General features: G+C 40.2%; 20 protein-coding genes. 10 read left to right on the top strand and 10 right to left on the bottom strand.

Annotated features, from left to right (window positions below):
• Window positions 1-24: 24 nt before the first annotated feature.
• Window positions 25-1,239: an OmpP1/FadL family transporter gene (locus tag FTU80_RS01760; RefSeq protein ID WP_257221398.1), complete on the top strand. Its 1,215-nt coding sequence runs from the start codon at window positions 25-27 to the stop codon at window positions 1,237-1,239.
• 58 nt (window positions 1,240-1,297) lie between these two features.
• Here FTU80_RS01760 and carO read toward each other — a convergent pair whose 3' ends face one another.
• Window positions 1,298-2,008: an ornithine uptake porin CarO gene (carO, locus tag FTU80_RS01755; RefSeq protein ID WP_078190346.1), complete on the bottom strand. Its 711-nt coding sequence runs from the start codon at window positions 2,006-2,008 to the stop codon at window positions 1,298-1,300.
• A gap of 375 nt (window positions 2,009-2,383) precedes the next feature.
• On the opposite strand from carO, the gene dapD reads away from it, so the two are divergent.
• From dapD to FTU80_RS01730, 5 genes are all read left to right on the top strand, one after another.
• The gene (gene dapD / locus FTU80_RS01750) at window positions 2,384-3,205 is read left to right on the top strand and encodes a 2,3,4,5-tetrahydropyridine-2,6-dicarboxylate N-succinyltransferase (RefSeq protein ID WP_180083942.1); all 822 of its coding nucleotides are present in this window, start codon (window positions 2,384-2,386) and stop codon (window positions 3,203-3,205) included.
• Window positions 3,206-3,318: 113 nt separating this feature from the next.
• Complete coding sequence (gene queE / locus FTU80_RS01745) at window positions 3,319-4,029, top strand: 7-carboxy-7-deazaguanine synthase QueE (RefSeq protein WP_180034363.1); 711 nt, start codon at window positions 3,319-3,321, stop codon at window positions 4,027-4,029.
• A 29-nt stretch (window positions 4,030-4,058) separates the two neighbouring features.
• The gene (gene queC / locus FTU80_RS01740; protein WP_180083940.1) at window positions 4,059-4,730 is read left to right on the top strand and encodes a 7-cyano-7-deazaguanine synthase QueC; all 672 of its coding nucleotides are present in this window, start codon (window positions 4,059-4,061) and stop codon (window positions 4,728-4,730) included.
• A gap of 13 nt (window positions 4,731-4,743) precedes the next feature.
• Window positions 4,744-5,151, top strand: coding sequence for a hypothetical protein (locus FTU80_RS01735; RefSeq protein WP_180083938.1), 408 nt, complete (start codon window positions 4,744-4,746; stop codon window positions 5,149-5,151).
• Between the two features lie 135 nt (window positions 5,152-5,286).
• The gene (locus FTU80_RS01730) at window positions 5,287-5,745 is read left to right on the top strand and encodes a peroxiredoxin (RefSeq protein WP_111883962.1); all 459 of its coding nucleotides are present in this window, start codon (window positions 5,287-5,289) and stop codon (window positions 5,743-5,745) included.
• A gap of 59 nt (window positions 5,746-5,804) precedes the next feature.
• On the opposite strand, the gene FTU80_RS01725 is transcribed toward FTU80_RS01730, so the two are convergent.
• Window positions 5,805-6,404, bottom strand: coding sequence for a LysE/ArgO family amino acid transporter (locus tag FTU80_RS01725; RefSeq protein WP_180083936.1), 600 nt, complete (start codon window positions 6,402-6,404; stop codon window positions 5,805-5,807).
• Window positions 6,405-6,543: 139 nt separating this feature from the next.
• Between FTU80_RS01725 and FTU80_RS01720 the strand changes: the two genes are divergently transcribed.
• Complete coding sequence (locus FTU80_RS01720; protein WP_180083934.1) at window positions 6,544-7,431, top strand: LysR family transcriptional regulator ArgP; 888 nt, start codon at window positions 6,544-6,546, stop codon at window positions 7,429-7,431.
• 16 nt (window positions 7,432-7,447) lie between these two features.
• On the opposite strand, the gene FTU80_RS01715 is transcribed toward FTU80_RS01720, so the two are convergent.
• Complete coding sequence (locus FTU80_RS01715) at window positions 7,448-8,014, bottom strand: YceI family protein (RefSeq protein ID WP_180083932.1); 567 nt, start codon at window positions 8,012-8,014, stop codon at window positions 7,448-7,450.
• Between the two features lie 86 nt (window positions 8,015-8,100).
• On the bottom strand, window positions 8,101-8,670 hold the full coding sequence (locus FTU80_RS01710) for a nicotinate-nicotinamide nucleotide adenylyltransferase (protein WP_180076813.1): 570 nt from the start codon (window positions 8,668-8,670) through the stop codon (window positions 8,101-8,103).
• Window positions 8,671-8,776: 106 nt separating this feature from the next.
• Here FTU80_RS01710 and FTU80_RS01705 point away from each other — a divergent pair, with 106 nt between their 5' ends.
• Entirely contained in the window at window positions 8,777-9,577 is an 801-nt protein-coding gene (locus tag FTU80_RS01705) for an enoyl-CoA hydratase-related protein (RefSeq protein ID WP_180083930.1), read from the top strand.
• A gap of 95 nt (window positions 9,578-9,672) precedes the next feature.
• The gene (locus FTU80_RS01700; RefSeq protein WP_180083928.1) at window positions 9,673-10,446 is read left to right on the top strand and encodes a nitroreductase family protein; all 774 of its coding nucleotides are present in this window, start codon (window positions 9,673-9,675) and stop codon (window positions 10,444-10,446) included.
• Window positions 10,447-10,654: 208 nt separating this feature from the next.
• Here the strand turns inward: FTU80_RS01700 and FTU80_RS01695 are convergent, their stop codons facing one another.
• Both FTU80_RS01695 and FTU80_RS01690 read right to left on the bottom strand, forming a co-directional pair.
• Window positions 10,655-10,972: an NGG1p interacting factor NIF3 gene (locus FTU80_RS01695; protein WP_180083926.1), complete on the bottom strand. Its 318-nt coding sequence runs from the start codon at window positions 10,970-10,972 to the stop codon at window positions 10,655-10,657.
• Between the two features lie 15 nt (window positions 10,973-10,987).
• Window positions 10,988-11,869 carry a LysR family transcriptional regulator gene (locus tag FTU80_RS01690; RefSeq protein ID WP_180083924.1) on the bottom strand — a complete coding sequence of 294 codons (882 nt, stop codon included), beginning with the start codon at window positions 11,867-11,869 and terminating at the stop codon, window positions 10,988-10,990.
• A gap of 156 nt (window positions 11,870-12,025) precedes the next feature.
• Between FTU80_RS01690 and FTU80_RS01685 the strand changes: the two genes are divergently transcribed.
• Window positions 12,026-13,768 carry an FAD-dependent monooxygenase gene (locus FTU80_RS01685; RefSeq protein ID WP_180083923.1) on the top strand — a complete coding sequence of 581 codons (1,743 nt, stop codon included), beginning with the start codon at window positions 12,026-12,028 and terminating at the stop codon, window positions 13,766-13,768.
• A gap of 39 nt (window positions 13,769-13,807) precedes the next feature.
• Here FTU80_RS01685 and FTU80_RS01680 read toward each other — a convergent pair whose 3' ends face one another.
• From FTU80_RS01680 to purL, 4 genes are all read right to left on the bottom strand, one after another.
• Window positions 13,808-14,263, bottom strand: a complete 456-nt coding sequence (locus tag FTU80_RS01680; protein ID WP_180083922.1) for a hypothetical protein — start codon at window positions 14,261-14,263, stop codon at window positions 13,808-13,810.
• A 78-nt stretch (window positions 14,264-14,341) separates the two neighbouring features.
• Window positions 14,342-14,470 carry a KGW motif small protein gene (locus tag FTU80_RS16350; protein ID WP_257221393.1) on the bottom strand — a complete coding sequence of 43 codons (129 nt, stop codon included), beginning with the start codon at window positions 14,468-14,470 and terminating at the stop codon, window positions 14,342-14,344.
• 284 nt (window positions 14,471-14,754) lie between these two features.
• Entirely contained in the window at window positions 14,755-15,060 is a 306-nt protein-coding gene (locus tag FTU80_RS01675; protein ID WP_180083920.1) for a hypothetical protein, read from the bottom strand.
• Window positions 15,061-15,153: 93 nt separating this feature from the next.
• The gene (gene purL, locus FTU80_RS01670; RefSeq protein WP_180083918.1) at window positions 15,154-18,990 is read right to left on the bottom strand and encodes a phosphoribosylformylglycinamidine synthase; all 3,837 of its coding nucleotides are present in this window, start codon (window positions 18,988-18,990) and stop codon (window positions 15,154-15,156) included.
• Between the last annotated feature and the right edge of the window lie 184 nt (window positions 18,991-19,174).

The raw sequence follows: 19,174 nt of genomic DNA, 5'->3' as shown, positions 1-19,174 counted from the left end.
TTCCGACCCATACGCCAGGACTTTATGAAAAATCAATTCGTCGCAGTGGCAGTCGGTATCGTCTGCCCCATACAGATCATGTATGCAGCAGGAATAGAAAACTCAGATCAATCGATCTCGGCCTTTCTTGAACCCGGAAATTATACTGAAGTCAGTTTCGCTTATGTTGATGCTCAAGTTGACGGCAAAGTTCAGAATCAAGGTTTAATTAGTGAATTGGGCATCACTGATTTTTCTACAGGGAATCTTGCCCATCAACAATTTTCTGGGAAATTTGCACTCAAGGTTCAACCACATGAAAATATTTCTGCGGGGGTGATTTATGAGCAACCCTTTCATACCGATATCAGTTATCAATATAGTCCTCGCTTACCAGATAGCTCAAATATCGATATTGAAAGCGCCGATATTAACTTTAGAACGCATAACCTAACTGGACTGATAGGCTATCAACCCAATAATAATTGGAATATTTATAGCGGTTTAAGCCTACAAACATTTAAAGGTGATTTAAAAATTTCTGGGCAACAATATGCTGCTCTCAATGGCTACCATGCCGATTTTAAACAAGATGAAGCGCTTGGTTGGCTGCTCGGTTTAAGCTATCAAATTCTTGAATACGCACTTAAAACCAGCCTAACCTATCGTTCAAAAGTCAAACATAACAATAAAACCTCTGAATCAACTTTGTATTCAAATGGTCCTTTTCAGTTAGTCCCTGACACCCATACCTCAATTCAAACACCACAAAGCGTCAATTTTGAATTTCAAACAGCTGTTAGCTCACATAATGTTGTATATGGCACAGTTCGGTGGATAAATTGGAAAGATTTTAGCATTCAACCACCGCAGTTTAATGCTGTGCTTCAATATGCAGCACTCGATCCGCAATACCGTGATTTAGCGGATATCCAATTGGTGGAATATCAAAAAGATCAATGGTCAGGAAAATTGGGGATTGCACATCAATTTAATCCCAGCTGGCTCGCTGCAGCAGAGTTTATTTGGGATAACGGGACAGGAAATGCGGCGTCTACCTTAAACCCGAGTGATGGCTATCGAGGTTTAGGTTTAGGTGTGATGCACGAATTTAACCCGAACAATTTTCTAGCGAGTGGCCTGTATTATATGAAGTTCTCAAAACCATCGAATACAGAAACATCGCATATTTCAGGTCTTGCTAGTGTCTCAGACAATGATGCCATGATCTATGGACTGAAATTTGGTCACAGATTTTAAACGCAGTCTAAAAACAAAAAAAACGAGCCGAAGCTCGTTTTTTTATTTCAGTAAGAACTTACCAATGGTAGCTCACACCTACTTTACCTACTGGAAGCCATTCGTATTTGTCATCTTGTTCAATGCTACGTTCATGGTCAGCAAGTAATTCACGGTCAGCAGCAGTACCACCAACAGCCGTTAATTTTGCAGTTGGGTTACCAGTGTAATAAGCACCCACTTCACCGAATACGCCCCAGTTTTTATTCAATTTTGGTGCAAAACCAAGACCTAGGTATGGTGCGATATCGTTATCGTAAGATACTTTACCGTTTAGACGTTCGAAAGAAGTTTCTTTACCATCAATTTCGATTTCACCGCTTTTCGCTGTAGATTTCAAACCATATTCAGTGTCGATATAACCTACACCCGCAGCAACATAAAGACCTTGAGCCCATGGATTAGCACTTGCCCCCCAAGGACGTACTTCTGCATTTAAGTAACCAACTTTGTTATCCATATCCATGTCGTATTTTACGCCATCTACAGATAAGTCATCTGACCATGAAATATCACCACCGTTATAACCTAATGCAAGGCCGACGTATGGGTTCGCAGTCCAAAGTAACGCACCACCATAACCAGTCGTACCCACTTCTAGACGAGCGCCAGTTGGGATAAGTTGGTTTTGATCAAATGCATAGCCATCATGAACTACAGAGGTATCTGCCATTGCAGTACCTGCAGCAGTAAGTAGAGCAGCTACTGTTAATAAACGTAATGATTTCATGTGTTTCTCCTCAAAATAAACTGTTATTCAGATTTCTACAGTCTTGTTATATGGCACATGTTAAAAGGAAACTCCGCTTAACTTTTATGCAAATTTACTGATTTTTTGTTAACTTTTGATACATTTAGATTTTAATATTGATTAATAAAGAGTTTTTGTTTGATTTTTTTAAACATAATAATGATGCTTGAGAACAATTCTGTATATTTTGCGTATTTTTTATACAAATTTTATGAAAGTGCTACATCTATCACCCTTAGTTTCTTGGTTTTAGCGCTTGCTTAATAATTAATTCCGATCCTAGGCCGATTTACCATCTATTTTTGACTCGATTTAGTGTAAAATCTTGGAAAATTTTTTTCTGGATGGAAGAACATGTCTCAGCTTTCAACAATCATTGAACAAGCGTTTGAAGACCGTGCTAATTTCACTGCAGCTGACTGTCCTGCTGAAGTACGTGCAGCAGTAGAAGAAGTGATCGCTGGCCTAGATAACGGTACATTACGTGTTGCTGAAAAAATTGATGGTGAATGGATTGTTCATCAATGGGTGAAAAAAGCCGTTTTGCTTTCATTCAAATTGAACGACAACAAACCAATGGAAGCTTGTGACTTACGCTTCTATGACAAAGTTGATACTAAGTTCTCTGACTGGACTGAAGAACAATTTAAAGCTGCTGGTGTACGTGTAGTACCACCTGCTGTGGCGCGTAAAGGTTCTTTCCAAGCGAAAAATGTTGTATTGATGCCTTCATATGTCAATATTGGTGCATACGTTGACGAAGGTACTATGGTTGATACATGGGCAACTGTTGGTTCATGTGCTCAAATTGGTAAAAATGTTCACTTATCTGGTGGCGTTGGTATTGGTGGTGTTCTTGAACCGCTTCAAGCAAACCCAACAATCATTGAAGACAACTGCTTTATCGGCGCGCGTTCTGAAATCGTTGAAGGTGTAATCGTAGAAGAAGGTTCTGTGATTTCAATGGGCGTATTCATTGGTCAATCGACTAAGATTTATGACCGTGAAACTGGCGAAATCCATTACGGCCGTGTTCCTGCTGGTTCTGTTGTGGTTTCTGGTAGCTTGCCGTCTAAATGCGGTACATACAGCCTCTACGCTGCAGTAATCGTGAAAAAAGTTGACGCGAAAACTCGTGCGAAAACAAGCTTGAACGAATTATTACGCGAAGACTAAGTCTTTATTTAAGCGGAGCATTCGTGTTCCGTGGAGCCTCTATCGCTCCTCGTCTCTACGGTTAGCAATGATCGTAGAGATTTTTTGTTTTTTTATATCTGGTTAATTTTGTTATGAGTACCCTTCGATCTTCCGCTATTCCTGTTTCTGATCCGTCTGCGGGTTTACGTATTACGGAGATTTTTTATTCATTGCAAGGTGAAGCCAATACCGCAGGTTTGCCTACGGTCTTTATTCGTTTAACGGGCTGTCCTTTACGTTGCACTTATTGTGATACAACCTATTCATTTGAAGGCGGTGAACGCCAATCATTAGAAGAAATTATTCAAACCACTTTAGATTTTAAAACCCCTTATATTTGCGTGACGGGTGGTGAGCCACTTGCTCAACCGAACGCCCTTCCTCTCATGACTCGTCTGGCCGATTTAGGCTGCGAAGTTTCTTTAGAAACAAGTGGTGCTTTAGACGTGTCTAAAGTTGACCCACGTGTTTCAAAGGTTATGGATTTAAAAACCCCGACATCGGGTGAAGTTGCACGAAACTTGCTTAGCAACTTCGACCATTTAACAGCGCATGATCAGATCAAATTTGTAATTTGTAATCGTGAAGACTATGAATGGTCAAAACAGCAAGTTGAGCGCTATAAGCTAAACGAAAAAGTTAGCACCATTTGGTTCTCTCCGGCCTTTGCCATTGAAAAAGGTGCTGTTCGTTTGCCTCAGCTTGCACGTGATTTAGCACAATGGATTTTAGAAGACCATCTCCCTGTTCGCTTCCAATTGCAATTACATAAGTTGCTTTGGAACGATGAAACTGGTCGTTAAGTTTTAAAGAATTATTTGGAGTAATGCATATGCGCCCTCGTGCCATAGTTTTATTGTCTGGCGGCTTAGACTCAACCACTTGTTTAGCTTGGGCTCAAGCACGTTATGAATGTATTGCCTTAAGTTTTATGTATGGTCAACGTTCTACGACAGAACTGGATGCTGCTCGTGAGTTAACTAAGCAGGCTGGTGTAGAACATCGTGTCATTAATATCGATTTAGGTAACTTAGGTGGCTCTGCGTTAACTGACCATAGCATTGAAGTTCCTGATCATGAACAAGCCGGTATTCCTGTAACTTATGTACCAGCGCGTAACACGATTTTCTTGTCATATGCTTTAGCTGCGGCGGAAGTTTTTGGTGCAGAAGCAATTGTCATTGGTATTAATGCAGTTGATTACTCAGGCTATCCAGACTGTCGTCCAGTGTTTATCGAAGCATTTGCCAACATGGCTCGCCTTGCAACAAAGGTTGGCGTTGAAGGAAAACCACTTAAATTTGAAACACCTCTGTTACATTTATCCAAAGCAAATATCATTCGCTTAGGTATAGAACATGGCGTAGACTACAGTCAAACGGTGTCTTGCTATCAAGCAGATGACCAAGGTCGTGCTTGCGGTAAATGCGATAGCTGTCGTCTTCGTAAACAAGGTTTCGTTGACGCAGGTGTTGAAGATCCGACACGTTACATACCGAAATAACAAGGTAGGGTTTATGAAAAATTTAAAATCAAACATTATTCTTTCTGCTGCTTTCTCTGCAGCTGCATTGTTTGCTTCAGTTGCACACGCTGACAACGAAAAGCTTCAACAAGCATATAAGAGCACTAACGTTAAATCTTCGTTAATTAATGTTTGTAAAGAAGAAACTGGCAAAGGTAAAAAACTAACTGCCGCTGAAGTTAGCAAATACTGTACTTGTGCTGTTGAAGCAGATGGTCGTTTAACCAATGCTCAAAAATGGGAAATCCAAAGCACAATCAACCAAAAGAAAAGCCCTGCAACACTCGCTTTTGTTCAAAAACAAAATAAAGACCTTCAAGCATGTTTCGGTCCTCAGTTAACTGGTAAATTAAAAAATTTAACTGAAGAAGCAATGAAATCTGCTCAAGCGAAAAAATAATTTTTCGTCTTAAAAAAGCCTGCAAATGCAGGCTTTTTTATTGCTTTAAGTTCAAAGTAAATTCTGTATGATGGTCATATTTCACATACTTTGTTTAAGCCCGTTTAGGGATAAGACATGAAAAAGGAAATCTTCATGACTGAAATTAGCTTACCAAATCAAACCTTTCCAACTACCTCAGGTGAAGTTAACCTTGCGGAACTTAACAATGACTGGCTGATTGTTTACTTCTACCCTAAAGATTCAACACCGGGATGTACGACGCAAGCCATTGGGTTTTCATGCTTAAAAGATCAGTTTGATGCGCTTAATACCCCAATCTACGGCATTTCTCGTGACTCGGTTAAAGCCCATCAAAACTTCACTGAAAAGCAAAATCTAAGCATTGATTTAATCAGTGATAAAGAAGAAGTGCTATGTCAGCATTTTGACGTGATTAAAGAAAAAAATATGTATGGCAAAAAGGTTATGGGCATCGAACGTTCAACCTTTATTTTCCATCATGGCAAGCTGGTAAAAGAATATCGCAAAGTCAAAGCTGCAGGCCATGCAGAACAAGTCTTAGAAGATTTAAAAGCACTACAAGCAGCATAAAAGTAATGATTTGAGCCTGCTCCTATAGGAATGGGCTCAAACTTAATAAGAGCTTCTAACTAGAGCAATAATGAAATTGCAATTCCCCACATCACAACGCCAATAATAAAGTCTAAAACCTTCCATGCCTTTGCACTTTGGAAGAGCGGTAATAAATAGCGCGCGCCAAATCCAAGGACAAAGAAAAACACCCATGAAGCTGTAATTGCCCCAATCGCAAAATATACGGCTGTCGATTCAAACTTCGTTGAAATAGACCCAATCAGCACAACCGTATCGAGATATACATGTGGATTTAACCACGTTAAAGCCAAGCAAATCAGCACCAACTTCAATAGTTTGGTTTCATTCTTCTCACTGGGCGCTAAACTGCTCGAAGTTTTGAAGGCTTGCAGAAAATGCTGTGCTCCATAAACTGCTAAAAAAGTTGCGCCCAAATATTTAGCTCCATTGACAATTTCCGGATAACTTTCAACCAATTGGGAGAATCCGAGTACACCCAATAAGATGAGTATCGAATCAGAAGCAGCACAAATAGCGCAGAGCCAAAAGACATACTGCTTTTTTAACCCTTGCTTAAGAATAAACGCATTTTGCGCACCAATCGCGATAATTAGGCTAAATCCAATTGCGAGCCCTTGCATATAACTGTACAACATTTTTTAACTACACTTTCAAAGCATTAAATGAATGTTGCTATTATCGAAACTTATTGTTAAAAATAAGTATTTATAAATAAATATCATTATAACTAAGTTTTTCTTAGTTTATGGAATCTCTAATGCTCATAGGTGACTCATGTTACAAAGCAAACATAGTGAAGCATTTCTTGCAGTTGCTGAAACAGGAAGCTTTGAACAAGCTGCACTACGTTTAAATATTACGGCATCTGCGGTCACGCTCAGGCTGCAAACTTTAGAAAAGAAATTAGGTCATGTGCTCATTGTACGTGAACGTCCGTGCCGTCCAACACTTGCAGGCCAATCTTTATTGCATTATTTACAACACAGCAAATTATTAGAACATAATTTTCTTCAAAATCTAACAGGACAAACGGCGAATGCTTTCTATCAAGTCAATATTGCAACCAATGCTGACTCACTTGCGACATGGTTGCTTCCGCTACTCAAAGATCTCTTAATTGAAGAAAAAATCGTGATTCATTTTCAGGTCGATGATCAGTCACAAACACATCATTTATTAGAAGCAGGACTAGTCAATGCCTGTGTCACAACAGAATCGGAAGCCATGAAGGGCTGCATTGCAGAATATCTGGGTAAAATGCATTATCGCTTTGTAGCAACCCCTGATTTTATCCAAAGATGGTTCGGTCAAGGCGTGACGCGAAATGCCTTAAGGGCTGCGCCTGCACTGATTTTTAATGAGAAAGATGACCTACATACGCAATCGATTCAGAAGAATTTCGGGCTCAATCCTTCACAATATCCGCATCATTTCATTCCCTCTTCAACTGCATTTTTTGATGCCATTACGATGGGCTTGGGCTATGGATGGTTACCCGACTATCAAAGCAAAGACTTATTAGCAGCGGGAAAATTGATAGAGCTTTCAACAGAACTCAGTATTGATTTAGCCTTGTATTGGCATCATTGGAACCAACAATCAATTCAATTACAGAAAATAACTGCTGTTATGCTACAACACGCCAAAGATCATATGTGTTGAAGCCAACAAAATAGGGTTATTCAATCCGCCATTGGCCTTTGAGTTGTATTAATACTTGCTCCCCTACACCACCAAGTGCTTTACGCATACCAAAATCACTACGTTTAATGGTTGCTAAAGATTGAACATCCAACACTTTTGGATTTTGTGGACTAGGGGCAAGTGTGGTATCAAAGATCACAGGTTTAGTGATGCCACGAATGGTGAGATCCCCTCGAATCATATACTTGGCATAAGCCACGGGTTCGATTTGTTTACTGACAAACTTCACGTGCTTAAATTCAGCAGCATCAAAATATTCGCTCCCCAAGATTAATCCTTTCAAGCTTGGGTTACTAAAACTGATGCTATCCACATCTAACACTAAATGCGCTGAACCTTTATGCGGAACTTCAGGATCAAACTTAAGATTCGACTGAACCTTATTAAAGCGTCCTTCAACAATAGATAAGCCCACAGATTTAATGCCAAATGTGACCTGACTATTAGGCGTTAGCGTCCATTCAGCAGCATGTAGGGGCAATACGCAGCATAAAGCGAAGGCTCCCATATATTTTGCTAACGTTCCGTGACGCAAATTCATGTTTTTCTCCTGAATAAAACACAGCCTAAAATCACTACAATGTTTATTTTTTTACTCCATTGTGGTGCTAGAAATTTAGCGTTTTTTTATAGCAGATTTGTTTTATCCTGAGTCATAAATTTGTGTTGAAGTTGTTTATAAATGTCTGTCTGTTGAAATTTTTGCAAAAAATCGACGGTACCTTGAGGAAAGGCATCTCTTTCAATTTCACCACGAAAATACGCTTCACGTACTGGTGTCGCAGAAATCGCCCCTTCTAGACTATCCAGCTCAACCATTTTCCACTCGGGGAAGAATTTTAAATAATAAGAAGAATCATCTTTAAAATGCCCGATCAAACCGACTTTTGCATTCGTTTCAACTACATCATCTACCAAAGATTTGACTAACTTTTGCCATTTTTCATCGTTATATACATCAATCACATGCACAAACTTGATTCGCTTCTGATCTTGCTCTGAAAAATTCGACAAGATCATCTGCTCACGTTCTACAGCCAAAAATGGATTTTTGATATTACGTTCATTTTGCGCCGAACCAAGCGCCAGCAGCACATATTGACTTTGTTGCAAGGCAATTTTAATGGTTTGCAGATGTGCTAAATGGAACGGCTGAAAACGCCCAATGAAAACCAAATAATCAAATGTATATTTCATATCAAATCAAACTTTTTATGAACTGAGCAGTTGTGCCACAGGCTGAAATATGCGACATAATGTCGAGCATAAAATCAAAACGAAACTTTTACGCAAGGATAGTACGATGACACTGAGCTGTATTCAACAACCCCATGAACATTTGAATGCGAATTTGGACAATGGCGTACTGACCTTAGCCATTAACCGACCTCAGGCGAAGAACGCGCTGTATACAGAATTATATCTGTGGATTGCAAAAGCATTAGATGAAGCTGATCAAGATACTTCAGTGCGTGTAGTAGTATTCCGTGGTCAAGATGCAGACTTCAGTGCGGGCAATGACATGCAAGATTTTATGAAATCTGCTGCTCAAAAAGGACAAGCTCCAGCTTCAGAAGGCGCACCTTTTATTTTGTTAAAATCTGCTGCTCAATTTTCTAAGCCGCTGATTGCTGCGGTTCGCGGTGTTGCCATTGGGATTGGTGTTACGATTCTGCTTCATTGCGATCTTGTCTACAGCGACAATACTGCCCTATTCCAAATTCCGTTTGTGAGCCTTGGTCTATCGCCTGAAGGTGCATCGAGCAAGCTATTGGTTCAACAAGCCGGCTACCATAAAGCGGCGGAATTACTGTTAACTGCTCAGAAGTTTGATAGTGCGACAGCGCTTTCAGCAAATTTGGTCAATAGCATTGAAGTAGATGCTTATGCGACAGCTGCGAAAAAAGCAGCACAGTTATCTGCACTTCCACTAGCATCTTTGGTTCAATCAAAAGCATTAATGAAACATAATGTAGATGAAATCGTGGCATGGATTGACCATGAAGCTGAAATTTTCATGGATCGAGTAGGCTCTCCAGAAATGATGGAAGCTGTTGCCGCCTTTATGCAAAAACGCAAACCTGACTTCTCTCAGTTCAATTAATGTTTTAATGGAACTAAAAAACCACTCATATTTGGGTGGTTTTTTTCATCTCAGCCCCAATCTATTTTCTAAATTAAAAAACTGGATGTTTCCACATGACTGCAGTATCACAAACTGAAACTAAACCTGAAAAGAAACGCTACTACGAGCCTGCGCCTGAAGGCATCGATATCGAGAATTTTAAAAAAGTTGTACAAAGCCGTCGTTCTGTACGTAAGTTTACCGACAAGGCCATCCCAAACGATGTTTTAGATGAATGCTTAGACCTCGCCTTACTTGCACCCAATTCATCGAATTTACAACCGTGGACATTCTACGTCGTTCAAAATCCTACAAAGAAAAAACAATTAGTGAAAGCTTGCTTAGGGCAACTAGCTGCAAAAACTGCTGCTGAATTAATTGTCTGTGTCGCGCGTACTGACCGTGTAGATGAAATGGCTAAACGTAATATTTCCGAATTCCCATTCCCTGAAGCACCTGCAGCTGTGCAGAAATATTACAAGTTCATTCCTTTTAACTATAAGACAGGCTACTTCAACGCCTTAGGTAACTTTAAGAAAGTAGCTTTCAAAGTAGCACGTACACTGGATAAACAATTGCCTGTAACAGCTTTTAATGAAGCAGATGCAAAACTTTGGGCGAGCAAAACCACAGCATTGGCTTGTGAAAACTTAGTTTTGGCTTTACGTGCCTATGGTTTTGACAGTTGTATGATGGAAGGTTTTGATGAACCTTTGGTGAAGAAGATTTTAGGATTAAATGCTCAGCAATACCCAGTGATGGTGATTGGTGCAGGTGAACGTGCTAAAGATGGTGTATTCTTCCCGCAGTATCGTTTTGACCGTGATTTATTTATTCAGAAGGTTTAACTTGCTTTCAATTGAATACTCACAACCTCAATTAGCTACGTGACTTTAGTTTATAACGCGTAGGTATTACGTTACTTTGAAGGATCAAAGTAACCAAAATCCCTTGTTAGACAGAAGATTCATCCTTGAATCTCTGTCTAACGGGTGACATCCATGTCACCCTTCGTGTATCTACTTTTTTCTATAACTTAAAAATTTAAAAGCATCATTAAAATTGAATATCCACCATTTGAATAAACTCAAATGCTGGCTCTTCATAAGGATGACTTACTTTTAAAGCCCTTGCGACCTCACTCGCTTTATCTTCAGGTACAATCATTTCCACGCGCCATTCTGGAATTTGCTCCAACATATCTAACTCACCAATAAATGGATTTGCACCTTTTACAGGTTTAAACTGCCCTGTTCCAAGTACTTGCCAAGCGCAGTGTTCATAGTTGCCTATACCGCCTGCACCTGCGTCAAATACAGCAAGTTTAGTCGACTCTAGGTGAGACTCAGGTACATAATAAATTAGTTTTAACATTGGCTATTCCAGACGCTATTGAGCAGTTACATTATTTAAAGCACTGTAAATCATTTTCAATGCAACATTATTCGATGCATGCGGATAGGTTGCATATAAACCTAGTTTCGGTAATTCCACATCTGTTTGAATGACTTTGACCGAATCATTTAAAAATTTGAGTAAATATTCGGGCACAAAACTCAGGCCCATGCCCATATTAATCAAATTTAAATGCTGCATGACATTTGTTACCCACAGCATATGATCATGTTGATGCTGATCAAAAGGAATCAAGGCATTTAAGGTATCGTAAAACACAGGAGAAGCATTTTGTTCACACATAATAATGGTGTGATTTTTTAACTCTTGAAGTTTTAAGATTCGATCTGATGGATGCAGATGCGCTGCACCGACTAGATAGATCTGCTCACTTAAAACCTGAATATTGGTAAAGTCGTCATGACTTAAGTGATATCGCGTAAAACTAATATCCAATTCAGTATTTTTTAGTTTTTGAATCTGCTCTGTACACGTCAAGCTATGTAAATGAATTTTTAAATCTGGGATATGTTGTTTTAATTGCGCCAAAATACTCGGCATAATTTTCAATTCTGCGACATTTAAAAAGCCAATATGTATTTGATTATTTTTGGCTTGCGCCACGTGGCGAGCTGCTGCTATAGCTTGTTTGGCATTTTCTAGTGCTTGCTCTGCATATTTCAGAAAAGCCTGCCCTTCATCGGTCAGTAAGACTTTGCGAGCAGAACGTTCAAATAATTGCACCCCAACCTCTTGCTCTAAGTCTTTAATTTGCTGACTGAGCGATGGTTGTGCTGTAAATAGTTTTTCCGCTGCCTTGGTAAAGCTCTGTTCTTTCGCCACCGTCACAAAATAACGTAAATGTCGTAATTCCATTCGCTTCACTCCACACACTCACTACATCACCTGTGTCATGCAGTCAAAATACCAATAGATCTATAGTTTATATGAATATCCATTCTACTCGGAAAATCATTTGCCTAGACTGCGGACTATTCCAAATTTGCGCTTCACATACACATGGAGTTTTGTATGACACAGCAATACGATACCGATGTTTTGATTATTGGCACAGGGCCTGCAGGTTCTACTTTAGGTTTAGCCTTGGCAAATTACGGTATTCAGGTTCAGCTTTTTACCCAATTTAATTGGTTAGCCAATAGTCCTCGTGCCCATATTACCAACCAACGTGCGATGGAAGTGTTACGTGACTTAGGTATCGAAGAACAGGTCAAAAAAATTGCAACGCCTTGGGAACAGATGGGTGAAAGCCTCATTACCACGAGCCTTGTCGGTGAAGAAATTGCCCGTATGAGTGCTTGGGGAACCGGTGATGAACGTCATGGCGATTATATTAAAGGCAGTCCTTGTCCATTGGTCGATCTCATTCAGCCGAAAATGGAAGCTTTGTTGGTAAAAAATGCGGCTGAACGTGGTGCGATTTATAATTTTAATACTGAATATTTATCACATATACAAGATGAGCATGGTGTAACAGCAACCTTTTTAAATCGTATTACAAATACTGAATTCAGCTTACGTGCCAAATATTTGGTCGGTATGGATGGGGCAAAATCCAGAGTCCTTGAACAGCTTGATTTACCCCTTGAAGGGGTGATGTCTCGTGCAGGTACAGTCTATGTAACCTTTAAAGCTGATCTTTCCAAATACGTGCAACACCGCCCTGCTATTTTGCAATGGATTGTTAACCCTGAAGCCAGCTTTGGTGATCTGGGTATGGGCTTACTCCGTGCCATTACACCTTGGAATGAATGGATCATGGGTTGGGGCTTTGATATTTCCAAAGGCGAACCACAAGTCACCGAAGAACAAGTTCGTGCTCGACTTAATACCTTTGTCGGTGCTGAAATTGAAAATGTCGAGATTCAAAAATTGTCTTATTGGTATGTGAACCAAACATGGGCAACTGAATACTCGAAAGGTCGTGTATTCTGCGGCGGTGATGCGGTACATCGTCATCCACCATCAAGTGGCTTAGGTTCAAATACCTGTATGCAAGATGCTTTTAACCTCGGTTGGAAATTGGCATATGCCATTAAAGGTTGGGCTGCTCCTACTCTACTTGATTCTTATACATTAGAGCGTGCGCCTGTTGGCAAGCAAATCGTGGCGCGTGCCAATCAATCTCGCTTTGACTATAAGCATCTCAAAGAGGTATTTGGTTTTGACCAAGGCATCACAACTCAAGCTCAAATGATGCAACGTATTTTTGCGAAAGATGAACAAGCTGCAGAAATTCGTCAAAAGCTATATCAAGCCTTAGAAATTAAAAACTTTGAATTTAATGCCCAAGGTGTAGAGCTAAATCAACGTTATACGTCCAATGCCATGATTGCTGAATCTGAGCCTGAGATCTTTGCCAAAGATCAACAGCTTTACTTGCAAGCAACCACACGTCCGGGGGCTAAAGTTCCACATACTTGGATTATTGATGCCAAAGGCGATAAGCAATCAACGTTAGATATTACAGGGCATGGTCGTTTCACCCTACTGACAGGTCTTTCAGGCAAAGGTTGGAAATCTGCTGCTGAATCGTTGAATCTACCTTATTTAGATGTGATTCAAATTGGTTCCCGTGAATACCGTGATGTGTACGGTACGTGGAATGCTAAATCTGAAATTCATGAATCAGGCGCTGTCTTAGTTCGTCCAGATGGTTATGTCGCTTGGCGATACCAAGACAGTACCAATGCTGCTTTTGATTTTGAAAATACGTTGAAGGCGGTGTTAAAGCAGATCCAATTGGCTATTTAATCAAAAACCACCTTCGGGTGGTTTTATTAATTCAATATTTTAGGATTTTTCTTTCCAACAATGTTGTTTTTTTTCTACACCTATTTCAGCTTTATCTAACAACAATACTAAATTTTGTGTTCGATTATTTAAACTTTTTGGCACAAAACTATTTTGACTATATCCATTTTTATAAACGCAAATCGACCAACTATATTTTGCTGGAAATATATGAATAAATTGCAAACTTTTCTCTGCAGAAAATGTAGCAATTCCGTCCTGTGTTTTTTTTAATGTAGATTCAGTAAAAGACTTGCCTTGCCATGTTGTAAGATTTAAAAATACTTCTGCATCGTCCAACTTTTCATTTTGCTCATTGATAACAGTTATATTAATTTTCGGATGCTTCGTTTTTAAAATAGGAAAGCACCCACTTAACAATGTTGACGGAAACATAAAGCCTAAAAGTAAAAATATTTTTATATCTTTTAATAATACAAATTGTTTAAAGCTCATTATTAATTTTTGCAGTTTTTTAATTATGCATTAGTTTACATAAAAAACCGCCTCACGGCGGTTTCAATTGTTCAAATATTACATCTGCAACGCATAACCCAAAACTAAAAACACCAACTGCAAACACACGACTGCACCAAAAAGCTTCCAGCCCTTTCTACGCAACGCAGACTTATCCACTGCTGAATATTCTACTATTTTAATCATGTCATCACCTCATCATGAGTGTTGATACTGAACTCGTTTAGTTATCCATCTTTCTTTTATCTTGCTGTCTTTAATCTTGCATAATTATTGTGCATAAAATACACACTAGCATGATTCCACAAATATAAAAGCAAAATCTAAACCAAGTTCAGTGGGAGAAATAAAAATTTAAAACCAACAAAAAACCACCCGTAGGTGGTTAAAAATTCGGATGAAATTATAGTTGTAAAATCATATATTAACAATATTTATTATATCAATTGGTAAATTCAAGCACTCAAGATTCATTCTGTAGTGATCTTTTTCATCTCGCCATTCATACCGCGCTTGAAATAAACCACTTTGTTTTTAACACTTGGATCATTACATCGTGAAATTTCTATTTTACATTCAATGCCCAAATCACCAATCTCATCAATAAGATCATAAATTGCTAACTGACGGATGCTAGATCCAATAAACCGAACCTCATCATGAGCTTCAACCTCATACAATAGATCAAAACTTAAAAGATTTTCTTCTAAACTACACCTTAAAACAGGAGCATCTTTTGAATGAGTTTTTAAATTTACATAAGATTCTATTTCCATATCAAATTCCTTTAATAAACCAGCTTAATTTTATTCAATGCCATAAAAAAGCCACCCGAAGGCGGCTCTTTTCTATTATTCATCTATCTAAAATTAACCAATAAATTTACGGGCATTACGGAACATACGTAACCATGCACCATCTTGATCCCAATCTTCTGGTTTCCAAGAATGCTGAATCGCACGGAAGTTACGTTCAGGGTGCGGCATCATAATCGTTGCACGGCCGTCTTTAGACGTTACACCTGAAATCGCTTCTGGCGAACCATTCGGGTTCATTGGGTAATGCTGCGTTGGGTTGCCTTGGCTATCTACATAACGCAAGATCACTTGATCGCCTGCATTCAGTGCTGCAATGTTCTCTGCACTTGCAACTACACGGCCTTCACCATGCGCCACTGCGATAGGAAGAATCGAACCTTCCATGCCTTCTAACAATACAGAGTTTGATTTTTCAACACGCACGTTTACAGCACGAGCTTCAAACATCTCTGAAGTATTGCGGTGGAAACGAGGCCAAGCTTCTGCACCTGGAATTAATGGTGCAAGCTGAGACAGCATTTGACAGCCGTTACAAATACCTAGAGAGAATGTTTCATCACGGTTGAAGAATTTCTCAAATTGGTCACGAAGTTTTGGATTGAACAATACAGATTTAGCCCAACCGCCGCCTGCGCCCAATACGTCACCGTAAGAGAAACCGCCACATGCCACTAGACCTTCAAAGTCATCAAGACTAATACGCCCAGCAAGCAAATCGCTCATGTGTACATCTACAGTGTTGAAGCCGACTTTATCGAATGCAGCAGCCATCTCTACATGACCATTGACACCTTGTTCACGCAGAATCACCATGTTTGGACGGCGTTCATTGATGTACGGCGCTTCGATTGGCTCGTTCAAATCAAATGTTGGTTTTGCAATTAAACCTGCATGTGATTTGTCCGCGATCAATGCATATTCTTGATCCGCAGTTTCTACGTTGTCACGCAGACGTTGGATTTGATGAGACACTTCAGTCCATGCTTGCTGTAATTCAGCACGTTCTAAGCTCAAACCATTTACAGTTAAAGTATCTGTATCATTTACAGTACCTACAACTGTAATTGCATCACGCAATGAAGACGCTGCAACTTCAGCTTCTAATGCAGCCCAATCCGCTTTACTGATTTGAAGCACTGCGCCAATTTCTTCTGCAAACAAGCTTGCAGTAGATTGATCTTCAAGCGCTGCACCTAGACGTGAAGCGAACATCATTTCTGCAACAGTTGCCAATAGACCGCCATCACCGATGTCATGGTAAGCCTTGATGAGACCACGGTTGTTCCAATCTTGAACCAATGCAAAGAATGCTTTGAAGTCATCGAAGCTGTCTACGTCAGGTGTTACAGAACCAATTGCTTTATAAACCTGAGCAAGGATCGAACCGCCAAGACGGAATTGACCTTTAGAAAGATCGATACGTACCAGTACAGACTCGATATTTTTAAGTTCAGGTGTCAATGTTTTGCGAACATCAGTCACAGGTGCAAATGCTGTGATCACGCCTGACATTGGAGAAGTTACAGATTTGTCTTCGCCTTCGTCATTCCAAGTGGTACGCATAGACAATGAGTCTTTACCTACTGGAATTGCGATACCTAAAGCAGGACACATTTCCATACCGATGGCTTTAACACCTTCGAATAGCGCTTGGTCTTCACCTTGTTGACCTGCAGCAGCCATCCAGTTCGCAGACAATTTAATGTCGCTGATCTGGTCGATTTTTGCAGACATGATGTTTGAAATTGATTCTGCTACAGATAAACGTGCAGAAGCAGCAGGATTCAACAACGCAACTGGCGGACGTTCACCCATTGCCATTGCTTCACCTGTATAACCGACAAGGCTCGTCGTTGTTACCGCAGCATCCGCTACAGGCACTTGCCATTTACCAACGAACTGATCACGTGCAACCATACCTGTAATCGAACGGTCACCAATAGTGATTAAGAACGATTTAGATGCAACAGTTGGGTTTTTAAGAACGCGGTAAATCGCATCTTTCAAATCTGTGACTGTTTCAGCAGTGAAGTCATCGCCTTTACGTTCAATGGTTTCATATGAACGGCTCATACGCGGTGTACCACCAAGCATCACTTGCATTGGCATATCCACAGCTTTGTTTTCAAACAGTGGATCGTTCACTGTCAATTGACGCGCTTCAGTTGCTTCACCTAATACGGCGAATGGGCAGCGTTCACGTGCACACAGTGATTCAAACAATTCTAAAGAGCTTGGACGGATGGCCAATACATAACGCTCTTGCGCTTCGTTCGACCAGATCTCCATTGGAGACATGCCTTTTTCCAATGATGGAATTTTACGAAGATCAAGAATTGCACCTAACTCATGATCGTTCACAAGTTCAGGCATTGCATTTGAGATACCGCCCGCACCCACGTCATGTACAGACACGATTGGGTTATGGTCTTCCATACGCCAGCAGGCATCAATCACTTCTTGGCAACGGCGTTCCATTTCTGGGTTTTCACGCTGTACAGAAGCGAAGTCTAGGTTTTCACCTAACTTACCGCTGTCTACAGAAGACGCTGCGCCACCGCCTAGACCGATCAACATTGCAGGACCGCCAAGTACGATTAAAAGATCGCCCGGTTGGATTGCATCTTTTTCTACATGATCAGGACGGATGTTACCGTAACCGCCGGCAATCATAATTGGCTTATGGAAGCCTTTTACATCGCCATTGACATTTTGTTCAAATGTACGGAAGTAACCATTTAAAGCAGGACGACCAAATTCGTTGTTAAAGGCTGCACCGCCCAATGGGCCTTCAATCATAATTTGAAGTGGAGATGCCATACGAGATGGTTTGCCGTAGTTTTCTTCCCAAGGCTGTTCAAAGCCCGGAATGTTCAAGTTAGAAACAGTGAAACCTGTTAAACCTGCTTTTGGCTTACCGCCACGACCTGTTGCGCCTTCGTCACGGATTTCACCGCCCGAACCTGTTGCCGCACCAGCAAATGGAGCAATCGCTGTCGGATGGTTATGGGTTTCCACTTTCATAAGAATGTGAGCAGCTTGGCTCTTATACTTATAAACATGGTGACCTGTTTCAGCATCTTGCTTTGGATAGAAGCGTTGTGTGTCAAAACCCACAATTACAGAAGCGTTATCTTTATATGCCGACAATACATCTGTAGGTGATTCTTTATAGGTGTTTTTAATCATTTGGAACAATGACAATGGTTGAACTTCACCATCAATTGTCCATTCAGAACCGAAGATTTTGTGACGGCAATGCTCTGAGTTCGCTTGAGCAAACATCATCAATTCGATGTCATGCGGGTTGCGACCCATTTTTGTGAATGCATCGGTTAAATAATCGATTTCTTCATCAGAAAGCGCAAAACCAAATTCAGAGTTAGCTTTCACCAACGCTTCTTTACCTTGACCCAAAATATCAATTGAGTTTAAAGGCTTTGGTTCAGTTTCAGAGAAAAGTGCCGCAGCATCTTCAATAGCATTAAAAACGCTTTCAGTCATGCGATCATGTAATGCTAGTTTTACTTCATCAGAAACAGCATTTACGCCCTTCAAAGTAAACAAAACACCGCGTTCAAGGCGATGAACCGGTGTATTACAGTTGGCAAAAATGTCTGTTGCCTTAGACGACCACGGAGAGATGGTTCCAACACGTGGCGTCACTAAAATTTGGACTTCGTCACTTGCTGCTTGGTGCAATTCAAAAGATTGACCATCGTTGAGAAGCTGTAAAGCGGATTGCTGTTGTTGCTCGTTGAGCGCTTGGTCAAAAAGGTAAACCCATTGACTTTCAATTGATTGAACAGAACTAATTGACGTTAAACGTGATAATAGTTGAGTTTTCTTAAATGAAGAATGTGCAGGTGCACCGGCAACGATAAACATGCTGATTTTGGCTCCACGGGATGATCGAAAAGACCATGCCACAATGTGACTTGAGAGAGCGCATATTCTACTGTGTATTAGTTAAATCAGCTAGATGTGAAAGTGAAATTGTAGTGCTTATATCGGGAAGTTTAGGCAATAATGCTTTTATTTTTAAATAATAAAATTGAATTTAGTCGCACAG

It is taken from the genome of Acinetobacter sp. YH12145 (assembly GCF_013418335.1).
In the GTDB taxonomy this organism is placed as follows: domain Bacteria; phylum Pseudomonadota; class Gammaproteobacteria; order Pseudomonadales; family Moraxellaceae; genus Acinetobacter; species Acinetobacter amyesii.
Note: the sequence above shows the minus strand (reverse complement) of the source record. Positions and strands in the feature narration are given on the sequence as shown.

Excerpts from the sequence above, each read along its gene's own strand:
- FTU80_RS01725 (WP_180083936.1), bottom strand. The coding sequence starts at position 6,404 with ATGTTGTACAGTTATATGCAAGGGCTCGCAATTGGATTTAGCCTAATT.
- FTU80_RS01705 (WP_180083930.1), top strand. The coding sequence starts at position 8,777 with ATGACACTGAGCTGTATTCAACAACCCCATGAACATTTGAATGCGAAT.
- FTU80_RS16350 (WP_257221393.1), bottom strand. The coding sequence starts at position 14,470 with ATGATTAAAATAGTAGAATATTCAGCAGTGGATAAGTCTGCGTTGCGT.
- FTU80_RS01695 (WP_180083926.1), bottom strand. The coding sequence starts at position 10,972 with ATGTTAAAACTAATTTATTATGTACCTGAGTCTCACCTAGAGTCGACT.
- FTU80_RS01700 (WP_180083928.1), top strand. The coding sequence starts at position 9,673 with ATGACTGCAGTATCACAAACTGAAACTAAACCTGAAAAGAAACGCTAC.
- queC (WP_180083940.1), top strand. The coding sequence starts at position 4,059 with ATGCGCCCTCGTGCCATAGTTTTATTGTCTGGCGGCTTAGACTCAACC.
- FTU80_RS01720 (WP_180083934.1), top strand. The coding sequence starts at position 6,544 with ATGTTACAAAGCAAACATAGTGAAGCATTTCTTGCAGTTGCTGAAACA.
- FTU80_RS01730 (WP_111883962.1), top strand. The coding sequence starts at position 5,287 with ATGACTGAAATTAGCTTACCAAATCAAACCTTTCCAACTACCTCAGGT.
- carO (WP_078190346.1), bottom strand. The coding sequence starts at position 2,008 with ATGAAATCATTACGTTTATTAACAGTAGCTGCTCTACTTACTGCTGCA.
- FTU80_RS01680 (WP_180083922.1), bottom strand. The coding sequence starts at position 14,263 with ATGAGCTTTAAACAATTTGTATTATTAAAAGATATAAAAATATTTTTA.
- FTU80_RS01710 (WP_180076813.1), bottom strand. The coding sequence starts at position 8,670 with ATGAAATATACATTTGATTATTTGGTTTTCATTGGGCGTTTTCAGCCG.
- queE (WP_180034363.1), top strand. The coding sequence starts at position 3,319 with ATGAGTACCCTTCGATCTTCCGCTATTCCTGTTTCTGATCCGTCTGCG.
- FTU80_RS01675 (WP_180083920.1), bottom strand. The coding sequence starts at position 15,060 with ATGGAAATAGAATCTTATGTAAATTTAAAAACTCATTCAAAAGATGCT.
- purL (WP_180083918.1), bottom strand. The coding sequence starts at position 18,990 with ATGTTTATCGTTGCCGGTGCACCTGCACATTCTTCATTTAAGAAAACT.
- FTU80_RS01715 (WP_180083932.1), bottom strand. The coding sequence starts at position 8,014 with ATGAATTTGCGTCACGGAACGTTAGCAAAATATATGGGAGCCTTCGCT.
- FTU80_RS01735 (WP_180083938.1), top strand. The coding sequence starts at position 4,744 with ATGAAAAATTTAAAATCAAACATTATTCTTTCTGCTGCTTTCTCTGCA.
- FTU80_RS01685 (WP_180083923.1), top strand. The coding sequence starts at position 12,026 with ATGACACAGCAATACGATACCGATGTTTTGATTATTGGCACAGGGCCT.
- dapD (WP_180083942.1), top strand. The coding sequence starts at position 2,384 with ATGTCTCAGCTTTCAACAATCATTGAACAAGCGTTTGAAGACCGTGCT.
- FTU80_RS01690 (WP_180083924.1), bottom strand. The coding sequence starts at position 11,869 with ATGGAATTACGACATTTACGTTATTTTGTGACGGTGGCGAAAGAACAG.
- FTU80_RS01760 (WP_257221398.1), top strand. The coding sequence starts at position 25 with ATGAAAAATCAATTCGTCGCAGTGGCAGTCGGTATCGTCTGCCCCATA.